This window comes from Frigoribacterium sp. CFBP9030 (assembly GCF_034045195.1).
GTDB lineage: Bacteria > Actinomycetota > Actinomycetes > Actinomycetales > Microbacteriaceae > Frigoribacterium.
This window is the reverse complement of the sequence record NZ_JAXCWG010000011.1, coordinates 39549-63930: the sequence shown is the minus strand read 5'-3', so window position 1 is coordinate 63930 and position 24382 is coordinate 39549. Positions and strand designations below refer to the sequence as shown.

The 24382-nt window shown below is 71.6% G+C and carries 24 protein-coding genes; 11 read left to right on the top strand and 13 right to left on the bottom strand.

The window, feature by feature from the left end; all coding sequences use genetic code 11:
- Positions 1–76: 76 nt before the first annotated feature.
- Positions 77–826 carry a FadR/GntR family transcriptional regulator gene (locus tag SOM13_RS12020; protein ID WP_192059122.1) on the top strand — a complete coding sequence of 250 codons (750 nt, stop codon included), beginning with the start codon at positions 77–79 and terminating at the stop codon, positions 824–826.
- 102 nt (positions 827–928) lie between these two features.
- On the opposite strand, the gene SOM13_RS12015 is transcribed toward SOM13_RS12020, so the two are convergent.
- Both SOM13_RS12015 and SOM13_RS12010 read right to left on the bottom strand, forming a co-directional pair.
- Entirely contained in the window at positions 929–1531 is a 603-nt protein-coding gene (locus SOM13_RS12015; RefSeq protein WP_192059124.1) for a response regulator transcription factor, read from the bottom strand.
- Positions 1528–2709 carry a sensor histidine kinase gene (locus SOM13_RS12010; RefSeq protein WP_320479840.1) on the bottom strand — a complete coding sequence of 394 codons (1182 nt, stop codon included), beginning with the start codon at positions 2707–2709 and terminating at the stop codon, positions 1528–1530. Before SOM13_RS12010 ends, SOM13_RS12015 begins: the two co-directional genes overlap by 4 nt.
- Before the next feature lie 131 nt (positions 2710–2840).
- On the opposite strand from SOM13_RS12010, the gene SOM13_RS12005 reads away from it, so the two are divergent.
- On the top strand, positions 2841–3782 hold the full coding sequence (locus SOM13_RS12005; RefSeq protein ID WP_192059129.1) for an ABC transporter ATP-binding protein: 942 nt from the start codon (positions 2841–2843) through the stop codon (positions 3780–3782).
- Between the two features lie 35 nt (positions 3783–3817).
- Complete coding sequence (locus SOM13_RS12000; RefSeq protein ID WP_243216515.1) at positions 3818–4582, top strand: ABC transporter permease; 765 nt, start codon at positions 3818–3820, stop codon at positions 4580–4582.
- A 117-nt stretch (positions 4583–4699) separates the two neighbouring features.
- Here SOM13_RS12000 and epsC read toward each other — a convergent pair whose 3' ends face one another.
- From epsC to SOM13_RS11970, 6 genes are all read right to left on the bottom strand, one after another.
- Positions 4700–5248, bottom strand: coding sequence for a serine O-acetyltransferase EpsC (epsC, locus tag SOM13_RS11995; RefSeq protein WP_320479839.1), 549 nt, complete (start codon positions 5246–5248; stop codon positions 4700–4702).
- Between the two features lies 1 nt (position 5249).
- Entirely contained in the window at positions 5250–6188 is a 939-nt protein-coding gene (cysK, locus tag SOM13_RS11990) for a cysteine synthase A (protein WP_192059133.1), read from the bottom strand.
- Positions 6189–6300: 112 nt separating this feature from the next.
- A complete protein-coding gene (locus tag SOM13_RS11985) occupies positions 6301–7035 on the bottom strand; it encodes a hypothetical protein (RefSeq protein ID WP_320479838.1) in 735 nt (244 codons plus the stop codon).
- Between the two features lie 507 nt (positions 7036–7542).
- Positions 7543–9240: an FAD-binding oxidoreductase gene (locus SOM13_RS11980; protein WP_320479837.1), complete on the bottom strand. Its 1698-nt coding sequence runs from the start codon at positions 9238–9240 to the stop codon at positions 7543–7545.
- Entirely contained in the window at positions 9237–10226 is a 990-nt protein-coding gene (locus SOM13_RS11975) for a lysophospholipid acyltransferase family protein (protein WP_320479836.1), read from the bottom strand. The genes SOM13_RS11980 and SOM13_RS11975 overlap by 4 nt, the downstream gene beginning before the upstream one ends.
- A complete protein-coding gene (locus SOM13_RS11970) occupies positions 10223–11002 on the bottom strand; it encodes an SDR family NAD(P)-dependent oxidoreductase (protein ID WP_320479835.1) in 780 nt (259 codons plus the stop codon). The genes SOM13_RS11975 and SOM13_RS11970 overlap by 4 nt, the downstream gene beginning before the upstream one ends.
- Before the next feature lie 85 nt (positions 11003–11087).
- On the opposite strand from SOM13_RS11970, the gene SOM13_RS11965 reads away from it, so the two are divergent.
- The 4 genes from SOM13_RS11965 to SOM13_RS11950 are packed head-to-tail and all read left to right on the top strand — an operon-like array spanning position 11088 to position 15446.
- On the top strand, positions 11088–11909 hold the full coding sequence (locus SOM13_RS11965; protein WP_192059142.1) for a hypothetical protein: 822 nt from the start codon (positions 11088–11090) through the stop codon (positions 11907–11909).
- A complete protein-coding gene (locus SOM13_RS11960; RefSeq protein WP_192059143.1) occupies positions 11906–14242 on the top strand; it encodes an SDR family oxidoreductase in 2337 nt (778 codons plus the stop codon). The genes SOM13_RS11965 and SOM13_RS11960 overlap by 4 nt, the downstream gene beginning before the upstream one ends.
- A gap of 23 nt (positions 14243–14265) precedes the next feature.
- Positions 14266–15102 carry a ferritin-like domain-containing protein gene (locus SOM13_RS11955; RefSeq protein ID WP_192059146.1) on the top strand — a complete coding sequence of 279 codons (837 nt, stop codon included), beginning with the start codon at positions 14266–14268 and terminating at the stop codon, positions 15100–15102.
- Entirely contained in the window at positions 15099–15446 is a 348-nt protein-coding gene (locus tag SOM13_RS11950) for a helix-turn-helix domain-containing protein (RefSeq protein ID WP_192059148.1), read from the top strand. The genes SOM13_RS11955 and SOM13_RS11950 overlap by 4 nt, the downstream gene beginning before the upstream one ends.
- On the opposite strand, the gene SOM13_RS11945 is transcribed toward SOM13_RS11950, so the two are convergent.
- The 4 genes from SOM13_RS11945 to SOM13_RS11930 all read right to left on the bottom strand — a co-directional run bounded on the left by SOM13_RS11945 (position 15424) and on the right by SOM13_RS11930 (position 19100).
- A complete protein-coding gene (locus tag SOM13_RS11945) occupies positions 15424–16626 on the bottom strand; it encodes a GAF domain-containing protein (RefSeq protein ID WP_320477724.1) in 1203 nt (400 codons plus the stop codon). The genes SOM13_RS11950 and SOM13_RS11945 overlap by 23 nt on opposite strands.
- Before the next feature lie 103 nt (positions 16627–16729).
- The gene (locus SOM13_RS11940) at positions 16730–17329 is read right to left on the bottom strand and encodes a hypothetical protein (protein WP_192059152.1); all 600 of its coding nucleotides are present in this window, start codon (positions 17327–17329) and stop codon (positions 16730–16732) included.
- A gap of 148 nt (positions 17330–17477) precedes the next feature.
- A complete protein-coding gene (locus SOM13_RS11935; protein WP_320477722.1) occupies positions 17478–18056 on the bottom strand; it encodes a type 1 glutamine amidotransferase domain-containing protein in 579 nt (192 codons plus the stop codon).
- Between the two features lie 144 nt (positions 18057–18200).
- The gene (locus SOM13_RS11930) at positions 18201–19100 is read right to left on the bottom strand and encodes a sugar-binding transcriptional regulator (protein WP_192059324.1); all 900 of its coding nucleotides are present in this window, start codon (positions 19098–19100) and stop codon (positions 18201–18203) included.
- Positions 19101–19339: 239 nt separating this feature from the next.
- Between SOM13_RS11930 and SOM13_RS11925 the strand changes: the two genes are divergently transcribed.
- The 4 genes from SOM13_RS11925 (at position 19340) to SOM13_RS11910 (ending at position 23543) form a co-directional block, all read left to right on the top strand.
- Positions 19340–21040, top strand: a complete 1701-nt coding sequence (locus SOM13_RS11925) for a glycerol-3-phosphate dehydrogenase/oxidase (protein ID WP_320479834.1) — start codon at positions 19340–19342, stop codon at positions 21038–21040.
- Between the two features lie 155 nt (positions 21041–21195).
- Positions 21196–21855: a GntR family transcriptional regulator gene (locus SOM13_RS11920; protein ID WP_192059158.1), complete on the top strand. Its 660-nt coding sequence runs from the start codon at positions 21196–21198 to the stop codon at positions 21853–21855.
- Between the two features lie 92 nt (positions 21856–21947).
- Positions 21948–22763, top strand: a complete 816-nt coding sequence (locus tag SOM13_RS11915; protein ID WP_320479833.1) for a hypothetical protein — start codon at positions 21948–21950, stop codon at positions 22761–22763.
- A gap of 210 nt (positions 22764–22973) precedes the next feature.
- A complete protein-coding gene (locus SOM13_RS11910) occupies positions 22974–23543 on the top strand; it encodes a manganese efflux pump MntP family protein (protein ID WP_243214102.1) in 570 nt (189 codons plus the stop codon).
- Between the two features lie 3 nt (positions 23544–23546).
- On the opposite strand, the gene nadE is transcribed toward SOM13_RS11910, so the two are convergent.
- Complete coding sequence (gene nadE, locus SOM13_RS11905; protein WP_243214103.1) at positions 23547–24371, bottom strand: ammonia-dependent NAD(+) synthetase; 825 nt, start codon at positions 24369–24371, stop codon at positions 23547–23549.
- Positions 24372–24382: the final 11 nt, after the last annotated feature.

Here is a 24382-nt window from a genome sequence, read left to right as displayed (position 1 = left end):
TTTCCCGCTCAACTTGTCAACCGGTTGACCAATCACCGTCCACGACACGTGGCATAGCGGTCGGTAGGATTGCGCCGTGCCCGCCTATCCCGACGACGACCCGACCTCGCTCCGGCTCGAGCTCGAACTCGTGCCCCGGGGAACGGCGGTCTCCGAGGTCGTGAAACAGCTGATCGGCCTGCTGACGGCGGGCGAGCTCGTGCCCGGTTCGCGCCTCCCTCCCGAACGCCAGCTCGCCGAGCGCATCGGCGTCGGCCGGTCGGCGGTGCGCGAGGCCCTCGCGGCGCTCGAGATCCTCGGCATCGTGACCGTCCGACCCGGCTCGGGCACGTACCTGCGCGACAACACCTCGGAGCTCCTGCCGACCACGCTCAGCTGGGGCATGATGCTGAACGCCGCGCGCACACGAGAGCTGATCGAGGTGCGCAGCGGCCTCGAGACCCAGGCGGCGACACTCGCGGCGACCCGGGTCGACGACGCCGACGTCGAGAAGCTGCGCGGCTTCGTCGACACGATGCGCGACAGCCGCGACGACCTCGACACCTTTCTGCAGGCCGACATCCGGTTCCACCTGCAGATCGCCATCAGCGCCGACAACGTCGTGCTGCGCGATCTGCTGCAGAGCACGCGGTCGCTGCTGCGGCTCTGGGTCGAACGGGGGCTCCGCGACCGGGCTCAGGCCGAGGCTGCCTACCTCGAGCACCTCGACGTGTTCGAGGCCATCGCGGCCCGCGACCCCTCCGCCGCCGAGGCCGCGATGCGACGGCACATGTCGACGGCCGGCGAGCGCGTCGGTCACGCCGACGTCGACGACCCCGCCTCCTGACCCCGCGCGGCCGAGCGTCCCCCCGCCCGGTACCGCGCCCGCCGCCGACCGCCGCGACGAGTCGCACGCTACCGCGCCCGCGCCCGGATCCGCTACCGGCGGCTACAGCCAGCTGCGCTCGCGTGCCACCCGGGCGGCCCCGTGCCGCGACGAGCTGCCGGTCTTCTGCATCGCCGCCGACAGGTAGTTCCGCACCGTCCCTGATGCGAGGTGCAGGCGGGCGCTCATCTCGCGCACCGACAGCCCCTCCGCCGTCAGCCGCAGGGTGTCCAGCTCGCGCTCGGTGAGCGGGCAGTCGTCCATCATGGCGGCGGCCGAGATGTCGGCGTCGATGTACCGGCGCCCGCCGTGCACCTGCACGATGACCCGCTCGAGCTCGTCGGGGTCGATCGACTTCGGCACGAACCCGCGCACGCCGGCGCTCAGCGCCCGCCGCAGCACACCGGGTCGCGCGTGCCGGGTCAGCAGCACGACCGCCTGCTCGGGGCGACGGGCGAGGATCTCCGTCGCGGCGTCGATGCCGTCCATGCCCGGCATCTCGAGGTCGAGCAGCACGACGTCGGGCTCGTGCTCGCCGGCGAGACGCACGGCCTCGGCCCCGTCGCCGGCCTGCGCGACGACCTCGATGCCGTCGCCGAGGTCGAGCAGCGCGGCGATCGACCGCCGCAGCAGCGTCTCGTCGTCGGCGAGCAGCACCCGGATCATGCGCGCCCCCCGGTCGCGACGCCGGGCCCGGGGGCGAAGGAGGCGCGGGTCGCCCCCGCGAGACCGCCCGCACCAGCCGATGCCGCCCTCGCCTCGAGTCGGAACACCCCGTCGTGGTGGCTCGTGGTCACCGAGCCCCCGATCTCCGCGAAGCGCTCGCCGAGGCGGGCGAGTCCGCTGAGCAGACGCGGCGCCTCGCCGGCGCCGTCGTTCTCGACCACGACGGTGTCGTCTCGCAGTCGGATGGTCACGTGCTCGGCCTGGGCGTGGCGCAGCAGGTTCGTCGTCGCCTCGCGGACGGCGTGCCCGAAGAGGTCGTCGGCGGGGTGCCCGACGGGTGGGGCGCCGTCGACGACCAGGTCGATGCTCGCCGCCCGGATCAGCTCGGTCGAGTTGGCGAGCTCGCCGGCGAGGGTCAGGGTGCGCTGGCCGTAGGCGAGGCGCCGGGTCTCGGCGATGGTCTGCACGATCAGCTGCTCGGCCTCGCGGAGGTGGCGCCGCGCCTCGGCCGGGTCGCGGTCGAGCGTCTTGTCGGCGAGCTGCAGCTGGAGGCGGCTGACGTGCAGGGCCTGACCCTGGATGTCGTGCAGGTCCACCGAGAAGCGGTAGCGCTCTCGGACCACGGCCAGTTCGGCCGTCGTCTCGCGGGCGGCCTCGATCTCGAGGTACAGGTCGAATCCGTACCGGTTCAGGCGGTAGACGAGGTAGATCGCCGCCATCGTCACGACGACGACCGCGATCGAGACCGGCAGGACGACGGGTCGCGCGCCGGGGCCCGCGACGAGCAGCGGCGCCACCGCGACGCCCACGGCGGCGGCCAGCCACCGCCACGAGGTGAAGGGCGGGGTCGTGGTCACGAGACCGACCGAGACGCCGAAGAACAGCAGGAGCGTCAGGTTCTGCTCGGCGAGGTGGGCGGCCCACCAGAGCGCGGCGGACGACGCGAGAGACAGGGTCGCGAGCCACCACGGCGCCCCGCGCTCCCAGAAGACGGAGTGCGCCGCCACCGCGACCGAGACCGCGACGACGGCGACGACCAGCCAGGCCGGCGCCCCCTCGGTCGTCAGCGCCGCGACGTAGAAGACGGCCATGAACGCGACCAGCGCCACGAACGACCCGGTGACGTACCGCCGCATCCGCGTCAGCGCGGGCAGGCGATCGGGGGTGCGGCGGGGCATGGGTCCACGGTAGCGACAGCCCCCGACACCCGTCAGCACGCGATGTCATGCCCCGACGTGACGGATGTCACGCCGAGAGGGTGGCAGGTCGGCACTACCGGGCGCCCGCCCCTCCCGGCATCGTCGAGGTCATGACGAACTCCACCGACACCACGCCCCGGCCCGCCGTGACGCACGACCCCCGTGACGGGTCGGACGTCGTGATCTCGACCAGCGGTCTCACCTGCACGTACGGCGACTTCACGGCCGTCGGCGGCGTCGACCTCACGGTGCGGCGCGGCGAGCTCTACGCTCTGCTCGGCACGAACGGCGCCGGCAAGACGACCACCCTCGAGGTGCTCGAGGGCCACCGGGCGGCCGACGGCGGCACCGTCGAGGTGCTCGGAGGCGACCCGACCGACCGCTCCCGTACCCGACGCCGCCTCGGCATGATGCTGCAGGACAGCGGCCTGGCCCCCGAGCTCACGGTCCGCGAGAGCGTGCTGCTCACGGGGGCGATCTCGGGCCGCGACGACGACGTCGACCGCGTGCTGGGTCTCGTCGGCATCGACCACAAGGCGCGGTCGCGCGTCGCCCAGCTCTCGGGGGGCGAGCGCCGTCGCGTCGACTTCGCGGCCGCCGTCTGGGGCACCCCCGAACTGGTCTTCCTCGACGAGCCGACGACGGGGCTCGATCCGGCGGCCCGCGACGCCCTCTGGGACGTCGTCACCGAACTGAGGGAGGCGGGGGTCACCTTCGTGCTGACCACGCACTACCTCGAGGAGGCCGCCGACAATGCCGACCGCATCGGACTCATGCACGCGGGCACGATACGCCGCGAGGGCACCGTGGCCGATCTCACCGCCGGCAGCACGACCAGCATCCGCTTCGTCGCCCCCGGCCCGCTCGACGAGCTCCCCCTGCGGGTCGCCCGCACCGAGAACGACCTCGTCGTCGTCGAGACCGACTCGCCGCAGCGCGATCTCACCCGGCTGATGACCTGGGCGGCCGAGGCCGATCGGCGTCTGGAGCGGCTGACGGTGCACCAGTCGGGACTCGACGAGGTGTTCCGCGAGCTGAGCCGCGCCTCCTAGGCCCCCTCCGACCGACCCTCCCGAAAGGACCCCTCATGACCACCGCCACCACCGCCCGTCCGTCCGAGTCCCCGGCGACGCCGTCGCGTCGCTCGGGCCCGGTCGCCATCGCCGTCGCCGAGCTGCGGATGCTCGTCCGCAACCGCACCGTCGCGCTCTGCGCGCTGCTCCTGCCCCTCGCCTTCGGGGCGCTGACCTTCGCGTTCGGCTCGTACGGCACCGGGGGCATGCTGGCCGGCGTGCAGATCATCGGCATGCTCGGACTCGGCGTCTACGTCACGGCGACGACGACCCTCGCCGCCCGGCGGCAGTCGCTCCACCTCAAGCGGCTGCGCAGCGGCTCCGTCTCGGACGCGGGCATCATCGGCGGACTCGTCCTGCCGATCGTGGCCGTCAGCCTCGCGCAGCTCGTCATCGTGCTCGGGGTGCTGGCCGTTCAAGAGCCCCCGGCCCACCTCGGTCTGCTCGTCGTCGCCGTGCTCGTCGCCGAGGTGATGTTCGCCGCGTTCGCCCTCGCCACGGCCGGCTTCAGCACGTCGCCCGAGCACGCCCAGTACACGACCATGCCGATCTACCTCATCACCCTCGGCGTCGCCATCTGGTGGACGATCACCGGCGCCGACGACCTGCTCTGGCTCAAGCGGATCCTGCCGGGCGGTGGACTGATGGAGCTCATCGTCCTCGCCTGGAACGGCGGCGACCTCGGGCTGCTGCCGGTGCTGCTCGCCCCGACGCTGCTCTGGGCCGCCGTGGCCGTCGCGGCCGCCGTGCGCATGTTCCGCTGGGAGCCCCGCCGCTGAGCCCGCTCCCCGCTCCCCCGCGTCCGTGAGTCGAGACACGCCGCGCCGCCCCCGGGCCCGCGGCGTGTCGTGACTCATCGCCGGGCACGGGCGCGCGGAGCCGGGTGCAGGCCGGGCTCAGACCCGGGCGCGCGCGACGGCCGGCACCCCGACCGCGATCGAGCCGGCCGGCACGTCGCGCGTGACGACAGCGTTGGCGCCGACGATGCTGTCGTCGCCCACCGTGACGCCACCGAGCACGGCGGCCCCGGCACCGACCATCACGCCCCGACCGAGGGTGGGGTGCCGGCGACCGAGCGCGCCTCCTCGGCCCTTGCCCCCCAGGGTCACGCCGTGGAACAGCGTGCAGTCGTCGCCGACCACCGCGGTCTCGCCGATCACGACTCCCATGCCGTGGTCGATGAACAGCCGCCGACCGAGCAGCGCACCGGGGTGGATCTCGACCCCGGTCGCGGTCCGGGCGAGCTGCGACAGCACACGGGCCGCGAACCGTGCCCCGAGGAGGCGCGGCGCACCTTCCGCACGCCACAGCCGCGAGGTCACGCGATGCGCCCACACCGCGTGCAGCCCCGAGTAGACGAGGGCCGTCTCGAGCCGCCCCCGAGCCGCGGGGTCGCGTCGCCGGACGGTGTCGAGGTCCTCCCGCAGGCGGGCGACCAAGCGCATGCTAGGCGCCTGCGAGGTCCTGGAAGAGCACCGTCGACAGGTACCGCTCACCGGTGTCGCAGACGATCGCGACGATGCGCTTGCCGGCGTTCTCGGGGCGCTTCGCGATCTCGAGGGCGGCGTGCATGATCGCGCCCGACGAGATACCCGAGAGGATCCCCTCGTGGGTCGCGAGGTCGCGGGCGACGCGCAGGGCGTCGTCGAGCTCGACGGGGAACACCTCGTCGATCTGCGCGCGGTCGAGCACCTCGGGCACGAAGTTCGCGCCGATGCCCTGGATCTTGTGCGGGCCGGCCTTGCCCTGGCTGAGCAGCGGCGAGTCGGCGGGCTCGACGGCCACGACCTTCACGCCGGGCACCTGCTCGTGCAGCACGCGGCCGACGCCGGTGATGGTGCCGCCGGTGCCGACGCCGGCGACGAAGAAGTCGATGCGCCCGTCGGTGTCGCGGAGGATCTCGGGCGCGGTCGTCGTGCGGTGGATCTCGGCGTTCGCCTCGGTCTCGAACTGCTGGGCCCAGATGGCGTTCTCGGTCTCGTCGACGATCTGCTTGGCGCGCTCGACGGCGCCGCGCATCCCCTCGGGACCGGGGGTCAGCACGATCTCCGCGCCGTAGGCCTTCATGACGGTGCGACGCTCGACGCTCATCGTCTCGGGCATCGTGACGATCACCTTGTAGCCGCGAGCCGCGCCGACGAGGGCGAGCGAGATGCCGGTGTTGCCGCTCGAGCCCTCGACGATCGTGCCGCCGGGCTTCAACGCTCCCGACTTCTCGGCTGCATCGACGATGGCGACGCCGAGCCGGTCCTTGACGCTGGCGCCCGGGTTGTAGAACTCGAGCTTCGCGAGGATCTCGGCACCGCCCTCGTCGGCGAGACGGTTGATCTTGACGAGCGGCGTGTCGCCGAATGCGGACGTGATGTCGGCGTGGATTCCGGGCATGCGAGCCTCTTCCGTGAGCGATGTCTGTGCGTGCGGATCGAACCCTCATCCTAGGTCGGCCCCCTGCACCACCGCCCCACCATGACGCCACGTGATGGACACGACGCCATGTTTACTTCTGGCGTCGTGCCCACATCCTGGCGTTATGGCGAGGACGCAGCGGCACGCCGAGATCGCGCAGCGTCGAGGCGAGCGGAGCGAGGAGGGCGACGTCGTCCGAGTCGCACCGCCCGATGGCCCTGACCCCGCCCGTGCGCAGCACCCGTCGCTCTCGCATCTTCTCGGCTCGGATCACGGCCGACGGAGCCCTTCCGCCCCGCATGGCCTCGTCGTCGTACTTCACGTTGCCGTCGAACTCCAGCGCGACGTCGCCCAGCACGAAATCGCACCTGCCCGCGAGGCCCTGACCGTCGTAGAACTCGACCTGCATGAGCGGCTCGGGCGCGCCGACCGTCAAGAGCGCCAGTCGACAGAGGGACTCGCCCCCGTTCTCGGCCCAGGGGGTCGCGAACTCGACCACCCTCCGGGCTGCGACGAGACCGCGGGTGCCACGAGACGCGTCGATCCTCCCGAGCAGGACGCCTCGGGTGAGATCGGCGGCCGCCTCGACCCGCTCCCGTCGCTGCTCTCGGTTCGGAGGCCACGCTGCAGGCCCCGGCGAGAAGGCCCCCGCTCGGAGCGCCTCTCGTCGCAGGAGCGCATCGACGCAGAGGACGGCGTCGGCGAAGGAGGCGCGGCGTGCGACGTCGATGGCGGTCCGGTGCTCGGAGGTGACGAGGAGCCCGTCGATCTCGACGACGTCGCCGGGGGCGACGGGCCCCGCATGGCGGACCACTCGCTCGCTCACCTGAGTCCGGGTCCGCCGCGGGTCGATGACGTGGACGGGGCCTCGTGGCCACGTGGCACTGGGCAGCCCGTGCAAGACGGCGGCCGACGAGTGCGAGGCGATCGCGCCCGGAGCTAGTCGTGACATGACGGCGTGGACGGTCAAGCGATGCCGTGCACGCGGATCGAGCGCTTGCCACGCCGCGGACTCGACGAACACCCCGGGGTGCAGGGTCTCGAGGTGTCCGCGTCGCGCGTCACGACGCAGGGCCGCGGCCTCGCGACTCTGCGAGCCGTGTGTCGCGGCGAAGATCAGCGGAGGCAGGGGGTCGGTCACCCGGCCAGCCTGCCCGGGCGCCGTCCGGACGACACGCGCACCGCGCCTCCTCGGGGACGAGCACCCCACCCGGATCAGCTGGGGAGGACACGTCCACGAGATCTGTTAGCACCACCACGCCAAAAGGTGGACACGACGCCGGTCTTAAACCTGGCGTCGTGTCCACCTCCTGGCGTCGAGCGCGGCGGGCGGCTAGGCGCCGGTCACCTTGCCGGGGTTGAACACCCGCCCCGGGTCGGCCGAGTCGAACAGCCCCTGCATGACGGCGACGCCCTCGGGCGAGACGTCCTGGGACATCCACGGCTGGTGCTCGAGGCCCACGCCGTGGTGGTGCGACACCGTCGCGCCGGTGTCGATGAACGCCTGCTGGATGGCGTGCTTGACGACGTCGTACTCGGCCTCTGCGTCGGAGCCGTGCTCGAAGGCGAAGGTGAAGTACAGGCACGCCCCCGAGTGGTACGAGTGCGACAGGTGGCCCATGATCCAGCCCTGCTTGCCGATCTGGTCGAAGGCCTGGTTGGCGGCGGCGTACACGCGCGACGACACGTCGCGCAGCTTCGACCAGGGTGCGGCGGTCTCGCTGACGTCGGCCGCGCCTCCGTGGTCCATGAAGAAGTCGCGCAGGTAGGGCGTGTCGAACTTCTTCTGGTCGTACAGCTTGCCGGGGCCCTTGCCGACGCTCATGCCGCGGTTGGCCTTGACGATCTTCGCGACCGTCTTCTGGGTCTGGGCGACGTGCTCGGGGCTGCCCTCGTAGCCGATGAACGACAGGCACATCGCGTCGACGTCCCAGCCCTTGGCCTTCAGCACCTTCGGCAGCGCGTCGTTGACTATCTTCGAGATGCCCGTGCTCGCCTTCGAGGTGGCGAACGAGAACGCCGTCTCGTGCGCGTCGCTGACGCGGGTGACCGAGGGGTGCGCGTCGCTCTCGGCGATCGCCTGCATCGCCGCGAGGCCGTCGTGCCACGACGGGAACAGGTAGGCGAGGATCTCGCGCTTCTCGGGCAGGCGGTGCACCTGCGCGGTGACCTCGGTGATGACGCCGAGACGCCCCTCCGACCCGATGATCATCTCGCGCAGCGACGGCCCGGTCGACGCGCTCGGCACGGCGCGGATCGACAGGATGCCGCCGGGGCGGACGACGCGCAGGCCCTTGGTGATGTCGGCGATGTCGCCGTACTTGTCGCTCTGCATGCCGGACGAGCGGGTGGCGACCCAGCCGCCCATGGTCGAGTGGGTGAAGCTGTCGGGGAAGTGCCCGAGGGTCCAGCCGCGGGCGTTCAGCTGCTCTTCGAGGTCGGGGCCCTGGCCGCCGGCCTGGATGCGCGCGAGTCCGCTGTCTTCGTCGATGTCGAGCACCTTGTCGAGGCGCCCCATGTCGAGCGAGATGACCGTGCGGGTCTCGGCCGGCAGCGGCTCGAGGCTGCCGACGATGTTGCTGCCGCCGCCGAACGGGATGAGCACGAGGTCGGAGGCGACGGCGAGGTCGACGATGCTCTGCACCTCGGCCTCGTCTGCCGGGTAGACGACGAGGTCGGGCACCCGCTCGAGGATCCCCGCGCGGATGCGGATCAGGTCGCGGATGCTCTTGCCGTAGGTGTGCACGACGCGGTCGTGGTCGTCGCGGGCCACGGCGCCGGGGCCGACGATCTGCTCGAGCGACTCGACCACCTCGGGCGCGGCGATCGACGCGGGCACCACGAGGTCGGCGAAGTCGAGCCCGGTGTCGTGGCCCTGCGACAGCTCGACGCCGACGATCTTCTTGACGAAGGGGGCGAAGCCCGGCTTGTCGTGGTGGTGGAAGGCGACGCCCTCGACGCCCCAGCCCCACCACTTCATGTGCTTCACGTCTACGACGGTGTCGCTCTTCTGCTGCTGGACGTCGGTCACCGGTGTGCTCCTTCGGACGGGTTGTCAGGCCCCAGGATACGGGCCGTGTTGGCGTCGCGGAGACGCAGGACCTCGGCGCGGACGCGCAGCGAGAAGGCCGCCGCGCCTTCGCCCTCGGCGGGCAGCATGGGGTCGCCGAACGCGACGCCCACGGGCAGCCGGCCGGGTCGCGGCCAGTTCGCCCCGCGCGGGTGCGCGATGTGCGCCCCGATCAGCGCGAGCGGCACGACCGGCACGTCGCAGGCGACCGCGAGCGCCGCGGCACCTGGCTTGAAGTGCCCCACCGTGCCGTCTTTCGAGCGCGTCCCCTCGGGGAACACCAGCACGGGGTAGCCCCGCTGCAGCAGCGACTTCGCGCTGACGGTCGGCTGGCCCGACCGACCGCGGGCAGCGGCTCGGGCGGCGGCCCGGCGGCGGGCCGAGCTCTGCGGCGTCGACCCCGCCGAGGCACCGGCCGAGGAGGCGCGGGTCGCGTCCGCCGCGGAGGCGGGAGTCCCCGAGCCCCGCTGCACCGGGAACGCGTTGAAGAAGAGCTCGGTCAGCTGGCGCCGCCAGGGCACGTCGAAGAAGTAGTCGGCCGCGGCGCCGGTCGCGAGGTAGCGGGCGAGGCGGCGGGGCAGCGCGCCGAGGATGAGCGGCGCGTCGAGATGACTGGAGTGGTTCGCGACGACGACGAAGCCGCCCGAGAGCCCGTCGAGGCGGTCGCGGTCGATGACGGTGACGTCGGTGATCGACCAGATGGTCGGCTTCAGGACCATCCGCTGCGCGACGTAGCGCGCCATGGCGTGCCGTCGCGAGCTGAAGCGGTCGCGCGCGTCGCTCGCCACGTCGCCGGCGCGCTGCGCGACGGCGTCCGCCCGCTGGGCGACGGCGTCGAGACGCGGGCGCTCCGGACGCGGGGCGTCCTGCCGCTGGGCGTCCTGCCGCGGGGCGTCCTGCTGCGGCTCGTCGTCGCGCGGGCGATCGCGCCGGTCGCGGGGGCTCACGGCTCGACGGGCTTCCGACGACTGGACGAGATCTTCGCCGACGCCGCGCGCACGGCGCTCCGCGGAGCGTGCCGCACCAACCAGAAGAGCGCCCGGTACCGAACCGTGGGCATGGAGACCACCTTGCCTTTGTCGACGTCGCGCAGACACGCGGTCACGAGGTGTTCGGCGCTGAGCCACAACGCGTTGGGTATCGACGACGACCGGATGCCGGCGCGCTGATGGAACTCCGTGCGGACCCAGCCGGGCAGCAGCGTCGTGACGCCGACGCCGGTGCCCTGCAGCTCGACCGAGAGGCTCTCGCCGAACGACGTCGCCCACGCCTTGATCGCGCTGTACCCGCCCATGGTCATGAACCCGGCCGTGCTCGAGACGATCACGATGCGTCCGCGTCCACGACCGCGCATGGCGCGGGCGCCGGCGCCCGACAGCACCAGCACGGCCCGGCACATGACCTCGAACGCGGCGTCGTGCGCAGCGACGTCCGTGGACGACAGCGGCGTGTGCACGCCGAAGCCGGCGTTGTTGACCAGGAGGTCGATCGGCGCCACCTCGTCTTCGAGTCGAGCGGCGACCCGGTCGACGTCGGCGCGGTCGCCGAGGTCGGCCGCGAGGACCTCCACGCGACGACCGAGCGCCCGCAGCTCGGTCGCCGTGGCGTCGAGTCGTGGGAGGTCTCTCGCGACGAGGACGAGGTCCCAGCCGCGACGGGCGAGTTGGCGGGCGAATTCGGCTCCGATGCCGGACGTGCCCCCGGTGACGAGCGCTGTTGCCATGCCGCTTACGATACGGTCTGTAGGGCTCGCGACGTGCATCGTGCCCGAACCACCACACGAGAGCGTCACGAGAGGATCGCAGGCCTTGTCCACCCCGAGTGACCCCTACGACACCACCGACTTCGACATCCGCGAGTTCACCCTCACGGCCCAGGGCGCCTTCCGCGGCGAGCTCGAGCTCGACTCGTTCGCCACGGCGCCCCTCGGCGACGACACCCTCCGCCTGCTGCGCCACGTCGGGCGGCTCGAGAGCGCCACGATGGAGCACCTGCGCAACCTGCTCGTCACCGCGACCCACAAGGACGCCCGCGTCACGGCCTTCCTGGTCACCTGGGCCTTCGAGAAGTTCTGGATCGCCGACGCGATCGACGCTGTGCTCGAGTCGCACGGGCAGCCCCGCCTCAAGGAGGTCGACGAGGGCCCCCGCCGGCACAGCCCGTCCGAGGCCGTCGAGCGCCGCGGCCCGATCACGCGCGCCATCGAGGCCATGGGCAAGGGAGTTCCGATCGTCGCCGTGCACATGACCACCGGCCTCGTCGACGAGTGGGTCATGTCCGACGCCTACGACGTCCTGGTCGAGCGCGCCTCCGACCCGGCTCTGACGGCCGTCGTCGACCGCATCCGCGCCATCAAGGCGCGGCACGAGCGCTTCTTCGGCATCGAGTCGCGATGGCGTCTCGACGACTCGCCCCGCGCGGTCAAGCAGACCCGCGCCTCCCTGTCCACCGCGGTGCTGCCGATCGGCGCGATCGAGCGGGCCGACTCCGAACGGACCCTCTTCGACGCGCTCGTCTACGGCGGGGCCGAGGGGCACCTCAGGGCCGACGCCGTCGGCGAGCGGGTCGCAGCACTGCCCGGCCTCGACTCCACGATCGGTTCCGCCGTCACACGAAAGCTCACCGCATGACCACCGCACTGCCCCCGTCCGTCCCCGGCTCGACCGAGGCGAGCCTGGGTTCCGCCCATGTGCTGCTCACCGGCGGCACCGGCTTCGTCGGCCAGGCGATCCTCGAGCGACTGCTCTCGACGCACCCCGACACCACCGTCACACTGCTGATCAGGCCCAAGGCGGGCACCCCGGCGCTCGGTCGACTGCGGCACCTGCTGAAGAAGCCGGTGTTCGCGACGTGGCGCGACCGCGTCGGGCCGGCCGAGGTCGAGCGCGCGCTGACCGAGCGCCTGCGCGTCATCGAGAGCGGACTGGGCTCGCTGCCCGAGCTGCCCGCCGACCTCGACGTCGTCATCCACAGCGCGTCGACCGTCTCGTTCGACCCGCCGATCGACCAGGCCTTCGACACGAACGTCGGCGGAGCCGTCGGTCTCTACGAGGCGCTCGGCCGTGCAGGTGGCGACCCGCACGTCGTGCACGTCTCGACCGCGTACGTCGGTGGCATCCGCAAGGGCGTGTTCCCCGAGGCCGCGCTCACCCACGACGTCGACTGGCGTGCCGAGTACGCCGCCGCCCGCGACGCCCGCGCCCGGGTCGAGGCGGCCTCGCGTCAGCCCGAGACGCTGCGCCGGTTCCTCGCCGAGGGTCGCATCGGTCACGGCAAGACCGGCCCGCAGGCCGTGTCGACCGCAGCCGAGGAGGCGCGGGTCGCCTGGGTCGCCGCCCGTCTCGTCGACTACGGCCGCACCCGGGCCGAGACCCTCGGCTGGACGGACGTCTACACGCTGACCAAGGCCTTCGCCGAGCGCGCCGCCGAGGAGCTCTGGGCCGAGAAGGGCCACCGCCTGTCGGTCGTGCGGCCGGCCATCGTCGAGAGCGCCCTCCGGCACCCGTTCCCCGGCTGGATCGACGGCTTCAAGGTCGCCGACCCGCTGATCATGTCGTACGCCCGCGGGCTGCTGCCCGAGTTCCCGGGGGTGCCCGACAGCGTGCTGGACATCGTGCCGGTCGACTTCGTCGTGAACGTGATCCTGACGGTCGCGGCGAACCCGACCCGCGCCTCCTCGGTGCCGGTCGAGTCGGCGGCCGGCGACGCACCCGCGGGCGACGCCCAGTACTTCCACGTCGCGTCGGGCAACAGCAACCCGTTCCCGATCCTGCGGATGTTCGAGAACCTCAACACGTTCTTCACCGCGAACCCGCTGCCGCGCGACGAGCACACCTCGATCCCGGTCCCGACCTGGAACTTCCCGGGGGTGCGCAAGGTCGAGGGCGCCATCCGCATGAAGCAGCGGACGAACGACCTGCGCGAGAAGGTGCTGACGCGGCTGCCGTCGAACGCCCGCACGCGCACGGCCCTGACGGCCGTGCAGACGCGCCGCGCCGACCTCGAGTCGCTGCAGAGCCTGACCGATCTCTACCGGCACTACGTGCAGTCCGAGATCATCTTCGACGACCGCCGCACCCGCGCCCTGCACGCCGGTCTGCCCGCGGGGTCGCCCGAGAGCATCGGCTTCGACGTCACCGACATCGACTGGGAGGACTACTTCCAGACGGTGCACTTCCCGTCGATCACGGCGATGACGCGAGCCTTCTCGGTGCGCCCCGCCGCCACCGGGGCGGTCGCCGACACGAAGGCGCTCCCCCGCCGCGACGACGTCGTCGCCGTCTTCGACCTCGAGGGCACCGTGCTCGACTCGAACATCGTCGAGCAGTACCTGTGGGTGCGCTCGAACGGGTTCCGCAAGGCGGCCTGGCCGGGCGAGGTCGCGAGTCTGCTGACCGGCCTGCCCGCGTACCTCCGGGCCGACGCCCGCGACCGTGGCGAGTTCATCCGCTCGTTCCTCCGGCGGTACAGCGGCATGCCCGTCTCCCGTCTGCAGAACGTCGTGTCGTCGACCGGCTACGCCGAGACCGTCCGCCGGCACACCCTGCCCGACGCCCTGGCCCGCATCGCGGAGCACCGCGCCGCCGGTCACCGCACGGTGCTGGTCACGGGTTCGATCGGCAGCCTCGCGGCGCCGCTCGCCTCGCTCTTCGACGAGGTCGTCGCGAGCACGATGCACTCGCGCGACGGCGTCTACACGGGTTACCTCGCCCAGCCGCCGCTCGTCGACGAGGCCCGGGCGGCCTGGCTCTCGCAGTACGCGAGCGAACTCGGAATCGACCTCGCAGGCTCGTACGGATACGGTGACTCTCACGCCGACCTCGTCTGGCTCGAGCTCCTCGGCAACCCGTCCGCTGTGAATCCCGACGCCAATCTCGCACGCGAAGCGCTCCGAAGAAGATGGAGCATCCGCGATTGGAATCGTGGCGGCAACTCAGCGAAAGGAGATGGAGGCAGGGCCTGACGCCCGCGCCTCCTGAACACGGCATGGCATTCGACATCGACAAATTCGCCGCGACGAGCGAGCGGATCACGTGGGACGACCTCGACCTCGACCACTTCAAGCAGAACCCGCTGTCGGCCGACTCGCTGCGCACGCTCCGGTACATGGCCGACGTCGAGTACCACACGGTCTGCTACACGCGTGATCTGCTGACTACCCCCTCGCATAAAGAGGACGACGTCTCGACCTTCATGACGATGTGGAACCGCGAGGAGTTCTGGCACGGCGAGGCCCTCGCCGCCATCCTCGAGGTGCACGGCGTCAAGGTCGACTACGACCAGCTGCGCGCCAACCGTCTGAAGCTCGGCTGGCGCGACCGCCTCGACCCCGTCAAGCAGGGTCTGCTCGGCAAGTTCGTCGGCTCCGACTTCGTCGCTGTGCACATGTCGTGGGGCGCCGCGAACGAGTACTCCGCCGTCGCGGCCTACAAGCGCATGGCCGAGCTCGAACAGGACCCGGTGCTCGCCGAGCTGCTGCGTCGCATCGCCAAGCAGGAGGCGCGGCACGTGGCCTTCTACGTCTCGCAGGCCCGAGAGCGCCTGCTCAAGAGCAAGAAGGCCCAGAAGCTGACCCGGTTCCTGCTGTCGAAGGTCTGGGCTCCCGTCGGCTCGTCGATCATGGAGCTCGACGACGTCAAGTTCGTCTTCGGTCAGCTGATGAGCGGCGTCGACGGTCGCAAGGCCGCCGCGAAGCTCGACCAGAACATCTCGAACCTGCCCGGCATGAGCGGGCTGACGATCTTCCAGAAGGCCCTCGACGGCCTCGGGGTCCGAGCGGACGCCGGTGCCTCGACCGGTGCCGGTTCGGTCGCCACCGCGTGAAGACCAGTCACCTGAGGCACTTCCTCGTGGCCGCCGAGGTGCTGCACTTCCCGGTCGCGGCCGACAAGCTCGGCATCTCGCGGCAGAAGCTCGAGTCGTCGATCGAGGCGCTCGAGCTCGAGTTCGGTCAGAAGCTGTTCGACCGCGACGCGTCGCCCTACCGCCTGACGAAGGCGGGGCAGGCGGCGATCGTCGTCGCCGAAGAGGAGCTGGCCAGCCCCTCGACCCCGCCGCCGCCGCCTGCTCCCCCCGGCGGCGGCAAGGCGAAGGCGAGCAAGGGCAAGGGTCGGACCCCCGCGGTCAAGGGTCAGCCCAAGCCGTTCAAGAAGCGTCAAGGGCGCTGACGCGCAGTTCGCGTTGCACGGCGAGAGCCAGCTCGCGCAGCAGCACCAGATCGACGCCTTCGACGCCCCGGGGCTCGGCGTCGACCACGCACAGCGCTCCGATGCGGACCCCGTCGTCGGTCTCGATCGGATGCCCGGCGTAGAACCGGACGGAGGGGTGCGACACGAAGCGGTCGTCGCGCCACGCGTCGGGCACGACAAGGGGTCGCCCGCTGCGGATCGTGTGGGCGCAGAACGAGTCGACGACGGGCATCTCGGTGAGTGACGACCCCGAGACGGCCTTGTTCCAGTGCCGGTCCTCGGTGATCAGCGAGAAGGCGGCGCCCTGCGCCCCGAGCAGGGTCCGAGCCCGCTCGACGATGTCGTCGAATCTCTTCTCGGCGGGCGTGTCGAGCAGCCCCAGCGATCGGATCGCCTCGACGCGGCGATCGACGCTCTGCGGTGCATGACGGGAGGCACGGGCCCCCTGTCCGTCGGCCACGCCGATGTCCACGATCGGCGCCGCGACCTCGGCGAGGGCTGCACCCCACGCCTGATACCGAGCGGTGTCGCCTGAACGGTCGTCGCTTCCGCCGGGCATCTCGGGGGCCGGCATGACGCGCACAGCGGGTCGCTCCGCGCAGAGGGCCCGGGTCGTCTCGTTCAGGAGCCGCGCGTGCCGGTCGACGACACCGCCGGGCGCGGCGCCGAAGCGGGGGACGGTGCTCGGCGGCTGGATGCCCGTCACGATCACCCCGGTGGAGGGACCGGTCGCGCGATCCACCGCGTCGAGCAGTCGGGACATCCCCCGACGCCACTTCTCCGGCGGCAGCAGTCTCAGGGCGTCGCTCATCCCCAGCACGACGACCACGACGTCGTAGCCGCAGAGCTCGCGGTCCGGCAGGTGGTCGGCGGCGGTCGCGACCGTCATGTCGGCGTCGGCGAACGCGTCGACGTCGACGCCGCGACCGGTCAACGCCGACAGGCTCCGGGCCAGATGCCCGGGGATGGCGAGGTCGTGGCAGCGGACACCCCAGCCGACGGCCGGGCCGTTGCCGAAGACGAGTACCCGGTCGGGGTCGACGCCCGGTGCGTGCACGTGCGGAGAGTCGTCGGGCCGAGGGCGGGTCGTGAGGTCGTCGACCACCCGGTACCGACCGCGGAAGAACGGTCGGAGCGCACGGGCGAGGATGCTCGTCATTCTCTGCTCCTCCGACACCCGGAGCGACCGGGTCGGTCTCCTCGCGGCAGGGCGGTGACCCTGCATTCGTAGCTAACGACTATCCGCGCCCAGCGCAGACGACTCAACCCCCAGTCGGGGGCGCAGACCGCCGGTCGCCCAGAGCGGCGAGGTCGTCGCCGAGCCCCGCGAGGCGCGAGGCCCTGTCGTCGCGGTAGTCGTCGTCGACGACGACCTGCCGCGCCCTGACGCGGGTCACGACGGCCGACCCGACGTCGCCCCAGGCGCGTTCGACGGCGGACGCCACGATGCCGTCGACGTAGTCGGCGTCGTCGCGGAGCTCGTCGAGGCGGTCGGCCACGCCGACGTAGGCGTTCTCACGGAACCAGAGCGTGCCGTCGTCGCCCGGTCGGTAGTCGTGCTGGTGACGCGAGCGACCACGGGCCCGCAGGGCCTTCGACCGTTCGCCGGCGATGCGGGTGTTCTGCGCCCGCTGCTCTTCGGCGAGGCGGTGCAGGGTGCGGCGGACGGCGGCGGCCGTCTCGTCGTGGTCGAAGGTCTCGCCGTCGCGGAGCGCGTGCACGACGATGCGGTTCGCCACCGTCACGACGGCGGCGGCCCGGGCGATGAGCAGGGCCTCGCCCACGGCACGATCGAGCGCGCCCTGGTCGACCGGTGCCGGCGTCGACGTCGCCGTCTCGCTGCGCGTCTTCCCCCACTTCATGGCGGGACTCCCTCTCGTCGTGCGGACTGGCGTCGAGTCGAGCAGAGTCGACCTCCCTCATTAAAGACCTCCCGCCCCGGGCCGGCGGACCGGTTCGGGGCGGGAGGTCGACGGGACGGCCGCGGGGCGAGACGTCGGCCGACCGGGCTCAGCTGTCGGCGGGTCGCTCCGACGACGCGGCGGTCGTCAGCTCGCGGACGAAGTCGTCGAGGTCGTCCGGGGTCCGCGACGTGACGAGGGTGAAGCCCTCCTCGACGTCGGTGATCACCGAGGCGTCCGTCCACGACCCTCCGGCGTTGCGGATGTCCGTCGTGAGCGACGGGAACGACGTCAGCTGCTTGCCTTTGACCAGGTCGGCCTCGACGAGCAGCCACGGGCCGTGGCAGATCGCGGCGATGGGCCGGCCCGAGGCCGCGAACGACGAGGCGATCGAGACCGCCCCCGCGTCCTGCCGGAGCGTGTCGGCGTTGATGGTGCCGCCGGGCACGAGCAGCAGGTCGAACTCGGAGGCGTCGACCTCCTCGATGGTCGTGTCGGGCCGGACCGCCTCGCCCGGGTCTTTGTCGCCGACGAGCGTCTCGACGGGCGCGGTCGACTGGGCGGCGACCACGACCGTGGCGCCCGCGTCGCGGAGCGCGCGCGTCGGGACGACGAGCTCGTCCTGCTCGACGCCGTAGTTGGTGACGATCGCGAGTACGCGACGTCCGGTGAGATCCGTGCTGGCCATGGGGCTCCTCCTTCAGGCCCGCTGCGGCGGGCCGATCGATGACCCGTCCCGTCTACGCCCCGAGGCTGAGCCGCCGCTCTGCGAGGTGTCCCCCGGGATCACGCGCGCTGCCCGACGTCGTCGACCCGCGCCTCCTCGGCCCGGTCAGCTGGCCAGCAGCGCCCGCGCAGTGCCCTCGTCGATGATCAGGTCGGTCACCAGACCGGCGGCGAGCGTCCCGCGGACGGCCGCCACCTTGGCGGTGCCGGCGACGACGCAGACCCGTCTCGGCACTCGGCGGATGGTCGCGAGGTCCGGCCCGCTGCCCCGCGCGTTCAGCGCGATGTCGACCGACGAGCCGTCCTCCCGGAAGAACACCGTCGCCACGTCGCCCACGACCCGGTCGTGCTCGAGGCTCGACTGGTCGCTGTCCTCGAGGTAGGCGCCCGAGTAGACGTGGCTCGGCACGAGGGCGCCCCGCGCGCCGACGCCGAAGACGACGAGGTCCATCCGCTCGTGCAGCTCGAGCACGCGCCGGGTGCTGCGCTCGCGCCAGAGCGCGCGCTTCGTCGCCGGGTCGTCGAAGAACGCCGGCACCGGGAACTGCTGGATGACCGCGCCGTAGGCGTGCCCGAAGCGGCGGAGGATCTCGCTCGCGTACTCGATGCCCGTGGTGCGCGTGTTGGCCGCGCCGTTCAGCTGCACGATCAGCGAGTTGTGGGTCGCCTTCGGCACGAGGTAGCGGCTGATGGCGCTGAGCGTCGAGCCCCAGGCGACGCCGATCACCATGTTCGAGTCGACGTACGGCGTGAGCGTCCGTGCAGCGGACAGGGCGACGCGGTCGAGACGATCGACGTCGCTGGCCTGGTCGGGCACCGGCACGACGTGGGCGACCACGCCGAAGCGGTGCTGCACGGCCTCGCCGACGACGGTCGCCTGGTCGAGCGGCGACTTGATCTGGATGTCGACCAGACCCGTGTCGCGGGCCGATTTCAGGAGGCGCGAGACCGACGAGCGGGACGTCCCCAGCTCGTGGGCGATCGCCTCCATCGTGAGGTCCTGCATGTAGTACAGGTGCGCCGCCCGCAGGGCGTCCTGCGTCTTGTCGGGCGAGAGCAGATCAGTCACGACGGCCTCCGTGCACGTTTGTGCAGATACGTTGCACCCATGGGAACACGGGTCGACGATAGACGATACCGGCGCGAGCCGCCGGCCGACCCCGTCGGACACACGCAACGCGAAAGAAGCTCCCTGTGACTGCGTCAAAGAAGACTGAACCCGCACGGCCCAACGTCGCCCGGATCATGGACCGCCCCACCGCCAAGGTCCTGGTCGTCGGCGGCGGCATCAACGGCATCGCCACGTTCCGCGACCTCGCCCTGCAGGGCGTCGACGTCGTGCTCGTCGAGCGCAACGACTACGCCTCGGGCGCCTCCGCCGCGTCGTCGCACATGATCCACGGCGGCATCCGCTACCTCGAGAACGGCGAGTTCCGACTCGTCCGCGAGAGCGTCGAGGAGCGCAACGGCCTGCTGAAGATCGCGCCGCACTACGTCAAGCCCCTGCAGACGACGATGCCGATCTTCTCGACGTTCTCGGGCATCCTGAACGCCCCGCTGCGCATGCTCACGCACAAGCAGCGCTCGACGAAGGAGCGCGGCGCGCTCCTCATCAAGGTCGGCATGACCCTGTACGACTCCTTCTCGCGCGACGGCGGCTCGGTGCCCCGTCACCAGTTCCGCACCGGCAAGGCCGCGCTGAACGACATGCCCGCGCTGAACAGGGGCGTCAAGTACACCGGCACGTACTACGACGCGTCGGTGCACGAGCCCGAGCGACTCGCCCTCGACGTGCTGAAGGACGGCCTCGCCGCCGGCGACCACGCCCGCAGCGCCAACTACGTCGAGGCGATCGGATCGCGCGACGGCGGAGTCCTGCTGCGCGACGTCGTGAGCGGCGCCGAGTTCGTCGTGAAGGCCGACGTCGTGATCAACGCCTCCGGCCCGTGGACCGATCTCACCAACGCCGCGTTCGGCGGGGAGTCCGCCTACATGGGCGGCACCAAGGGATCGCACATCGTCGTCGACAACGCCGAGCTGCTCGAGGCGACCCGCGGTCGCGAGATCTTCTTCGAGAACAACGACGGCCGCATCGTGCTCATCTACCCGCTGAAGGGCCGCGTGCTGATCGGCACGACCGACATCGACGCCGACCCGTCGCAGCCGGCCGTCTGCACCGAGGAGGAGGTCGACTACTTCTTCGATCTCGTCAAGCACGTGTTCCCGCAGATCGACGTGACCCGCGAGCACATCGTCTACCGCTACTCGGGCATCCGTCCGCTTCCGCGTCACGAGGACACCGCCCCCGGCTTCGTCTCGCGCGACTACCGGATCGTCGAGACCCCCATCCAGGGGCTCCCCTCCTCGACGGTGCTGAGCCTCGTCGGCGGCAAGTGGACGACGTTCCGCGCCCTGTCGGCGCACCTGTCGACCGAGGCCACGAACCGCCTGGGCGTCACGCGCACGGTCGACACGACCGGCATGGAGATCGGCGGCGGCAAGGGCTTCCCCACCAGCGACTCCGCGCGCACCACGTGGATCGCCGCCCACGCCGACGGTCTCGACCGCGCGCAGGTCGACCGGCTGCTGACCCGCTACGGCACCCGCGCCTCCTCGGTGATCGACGTGCTGCTCGACCAGCCGTCGGAGCCGCTGGCCAGCCACCCCGAGCTGACCCGGGCCGAGATCGCGTACTTCGCTCAGCACGAAGACGCCGTGCACCTGGCCGACGTCGTCCTGCGCCGAACGAACCTCGCGTTCGTGGGCGGTGTCACGATCGAGCTGCTGACCGAGATCGCGGACGTCCTGGGCGAGGCCCTCGGCTGGGACGCCGACCGCCACGAGGCCGAGATCGCCGACACGCTCGAGGTGCTCCGCACGTCGCACGGCGTCGAGGTCGGCTCGCAGCACGTCCCCAGCGCGACGGGCACCCCCGCCGCCTCGTGACCGATGAGCGTCGGGCCCCCTGAGCCGGACCGACCGCGACCCGCACTCCCCCGAGAACCCACCCCCGCAGCCCTGCGGCGGGTGGGTTCTCGGCGTCCGGTGTCGGAGGACTCGTCTAGAGTCGTTCCCACACACCTGTGATGAATGGAGCCCGCATGCCGATCCCCAGCACGCCCCCGGCCGCCGAACGGCAGCTGCTGCGCGACACGGTCCGCGCGCGCATCCGTGACGCGATCGTCGACGGCACGCTCGAGCCCGGCGAGAGACTCCACGACGAAGAGCTGATCGCCTGGCTGCAGGTCTCACGCACGCCGATCCGCGAGGCGCTCGGCGATCTGGTCCGCGCCGGCCTGGTCGAGATGGCCCCCAACCGCTACACCCGCGTCGCGACCCCGAACGCCGACGAGGCCGTCGAGTCGATCCAGACCCTGGGCGTGCTCTACGGCGGCGCGGTCCGACTCGCCGTCCCCCGCCTGTCGGCCACCGTGCTGAAGCAGATCGTCACCGCCATCGACGGCTGCCTCGTCGACCTCGAGAACGAAGACGGCCCGGCCCTCAACGCGCACGCCGTCGCCCTGTTCGCCCTCTACGTCGAGCAGTGCGGCAACGCGTCGCTGCAGAAGGTCAGCCGCGACGTCACGGACGGGCTCGCGTACAAGCTGCGGGTGCCGAACATCGTCGAAGTGCTCAACTGGTCCGAGATGCCGGCGGCGTTCCGTCTGCTGCGTCAGGCGACCATCGATCGCGACCCCATCAAGGCCGAGCTGGCGGCCGAGGCGCTGCACGAGCTGCCGGGCGCACGACCCGTCGAATAGCACCCCGGCGCTGCGTGGCCCGTGCGTCCGACCGGGTGATCGGCATGGGCCGGGCCTACTACGCTTGCTCCGACCGATTGGACACCTTCGCCGTGACAGACATGAGCCTCCGGCTCCCGACGACCCGGTTCCGGGCCGTGTTCGCCCTGGGCAACCGACCCGCCGCCGCTCTGCCGGTGCCCACACTGCTGGGCAAGCCGAACCTCTACGGCGAATTCGACGACGAGACGGGCCAGAGCACTCTCTACGTCGGCTTCGGCACCGGGCAGATCCATCTCGAGTCCGACGGTTCGAACCTCGCGTTCCACTATCACGACGCCGCCGGCGACGACACCGACATCAGCCCGTGGAACACCGCCGACACCGCGATGCTCGTCCAGTGGTCGACCCAGCTGCTGCAGGACTTCCACCGCCTGCTGCCCGGGCTGCTCGACGACGTCGACGACGCCGCGGCCTGGCACGACGTCGGGCTCGACCTCTGGGTCTGCGAGGTCGAAGAGCCCGCCAAGCTCGATCTGATCGAGGTCGACATCGAGGGCGAGCTGCTCACCCTCCCCTGGCTCGGGGCCGGGCACGTCGAGCACGACCACGTCGACGAGTCGGTGTTCGGAGCTCGAGACGGCTCCGTCGACGGTGAACGCGAGCACCCGATCGCCCTGCTCTGGGCGGCCGACCCGAACGCGAGCCCCGACAGGGCCATCGCCGAGGCCTGGCTCACGCCGGGCACCGAGCAGCCCGTCACCAGGGCGCTGCCCGGCATCGACTGGGAGGCCATCGGCTGGCCGGCCGACGAGGTCCTCGCGTGGCTCGAGGGCATCTACCTGAACCACCACGTGCTGCCCGACCCGGCGGGCACCATCCTCACCGGCGTGCTCGAGCGACTGGGCGGCATCGACGGCACCGACTGAGGTTCGCCTCGCGGCAGGCCGCCTCTCGGTGGGGTGAAGCCGCGAATTCGGACTCCCGAACATCTCTGATCAGGGCTTTTTCGGCGCTCCGACCCTCTGGGGCATGGCAGGATCGGGGGGTTCGTCGGCACCGCAGCCGCGCCTCCTCGTCTCATCGCGCCGTGCTGCGTGATCGCGCTCGCGCGCGCCCGCTGAAAGGTCGTCACCCTCGTGTCGTTCTGGACCCTCCTCCTCATCGCCGTCGGCGTCTCCGCCGACGCCTTCGCCGTGGCACTCGGCAAGGGGCTGCACATGCGGAGGTTCTCGGCCCGGAACGCCGTCATCATCGCCCTCACGTTCGGCGCGTTCCAGGCGCTCATGCCGCTGATCGGCTGGCTGCTGGGTTCGGCGTTCGCGTCGTACATCGCCGACATCGATCACTGGATCGCCTTCGGTCTCCTCGCGCTGATCGGCGGCAAGATGCTCCACGAGGCGTTCTCGACGAAGGACGACGTCGACGAGGACACCGACCGGCTGCCGCTCCGCGAGCTGCTGGTGCTCGCCCTGGCGACCAGCATCGATGCACTGGCCGTCGGCGTGACCCTGGCCTTCCTGCCGGTGTCGATCGGCGGGGCCATCGCCGTCATCGGCGTGACGACGACCGTCTTGGCGTTCGTCGGCGTCGTCGTCGGTCGTCGGGTCGGCTCGCGTTTCGGCAAGCCCGCCGAGATCGCCGGCGGGGTCATCCTGATTCTGATCGGGCTGAACATCCTGCTCGATCACCTCGGCGTCTTCGGCTGAGGCTCAGCGGCGCCACCAGGTGTCGAACGGCGAGGCGGGCACCCGGCGCTTGTGCTCGGTCGCGAGGTAGCGCGCCTCGATCAGCTCGGCGACGTCGTCGGCGATGTCGCCGCCCTCGAGATAGGTGTCGATGTCGTCGTAGGTCAGCCCGAGGTTCGCCTCGTCGGTCTGACCGGGGGTCTCGTCGAGCAGATCGGCGGTGGGCGCCTTCTCGTAGAGACGGGCGGGGGCGCCGAGGTGAGCCAGCAGCGCCTTGCCCTGGCGCTTGCTGAGACCGGTGAGCGGCACGAGATCGACCCCGCCGTCGCCGTACTTGGTGAAGAACCCGGTCAGCGCCTCGGCCGCGTGGTCGGTGCCGACCACGAGCAGCCGGCGTTCGCCTGCCAGGGCGTACTGCGCGACCATGCGGGTGCGAGCCTTGACGTTGCCCTTGGTGAAGTCGCTGAGCGCCACGTCTGTGGCGTCGGCGTAGTCGCGGGCGATGCCGTCGACACCGTGCTGGATGTTGACGGTGACGCCGTCGGACCCGGCGATGAACTGCAGCGCGAGCTGCGCGTCGGCCTCGTCGGCCTGCACCTTGTAGGGCATCCGCACGGTGACGAGCTCGGCGGAGCCGCCGTCGGCCCGGACGGCCTCGACCGCGAGCTGGCAGAGGCGCCCGGCGAGCGTCGAGTCTTGACCACCGCTGACGGCGAGCACGAAGCCGGCCGCGCCGGTCTTCGCGAGGTAATCGCGGAGGAACGCGACACGCGCCTCGACCTCGGCGGCCGGGTCGATCACGGGACGGACGGACAGCTCGGCGACGATCTCGGCCTGGAGTGCTCTCATGCCAGAACGAT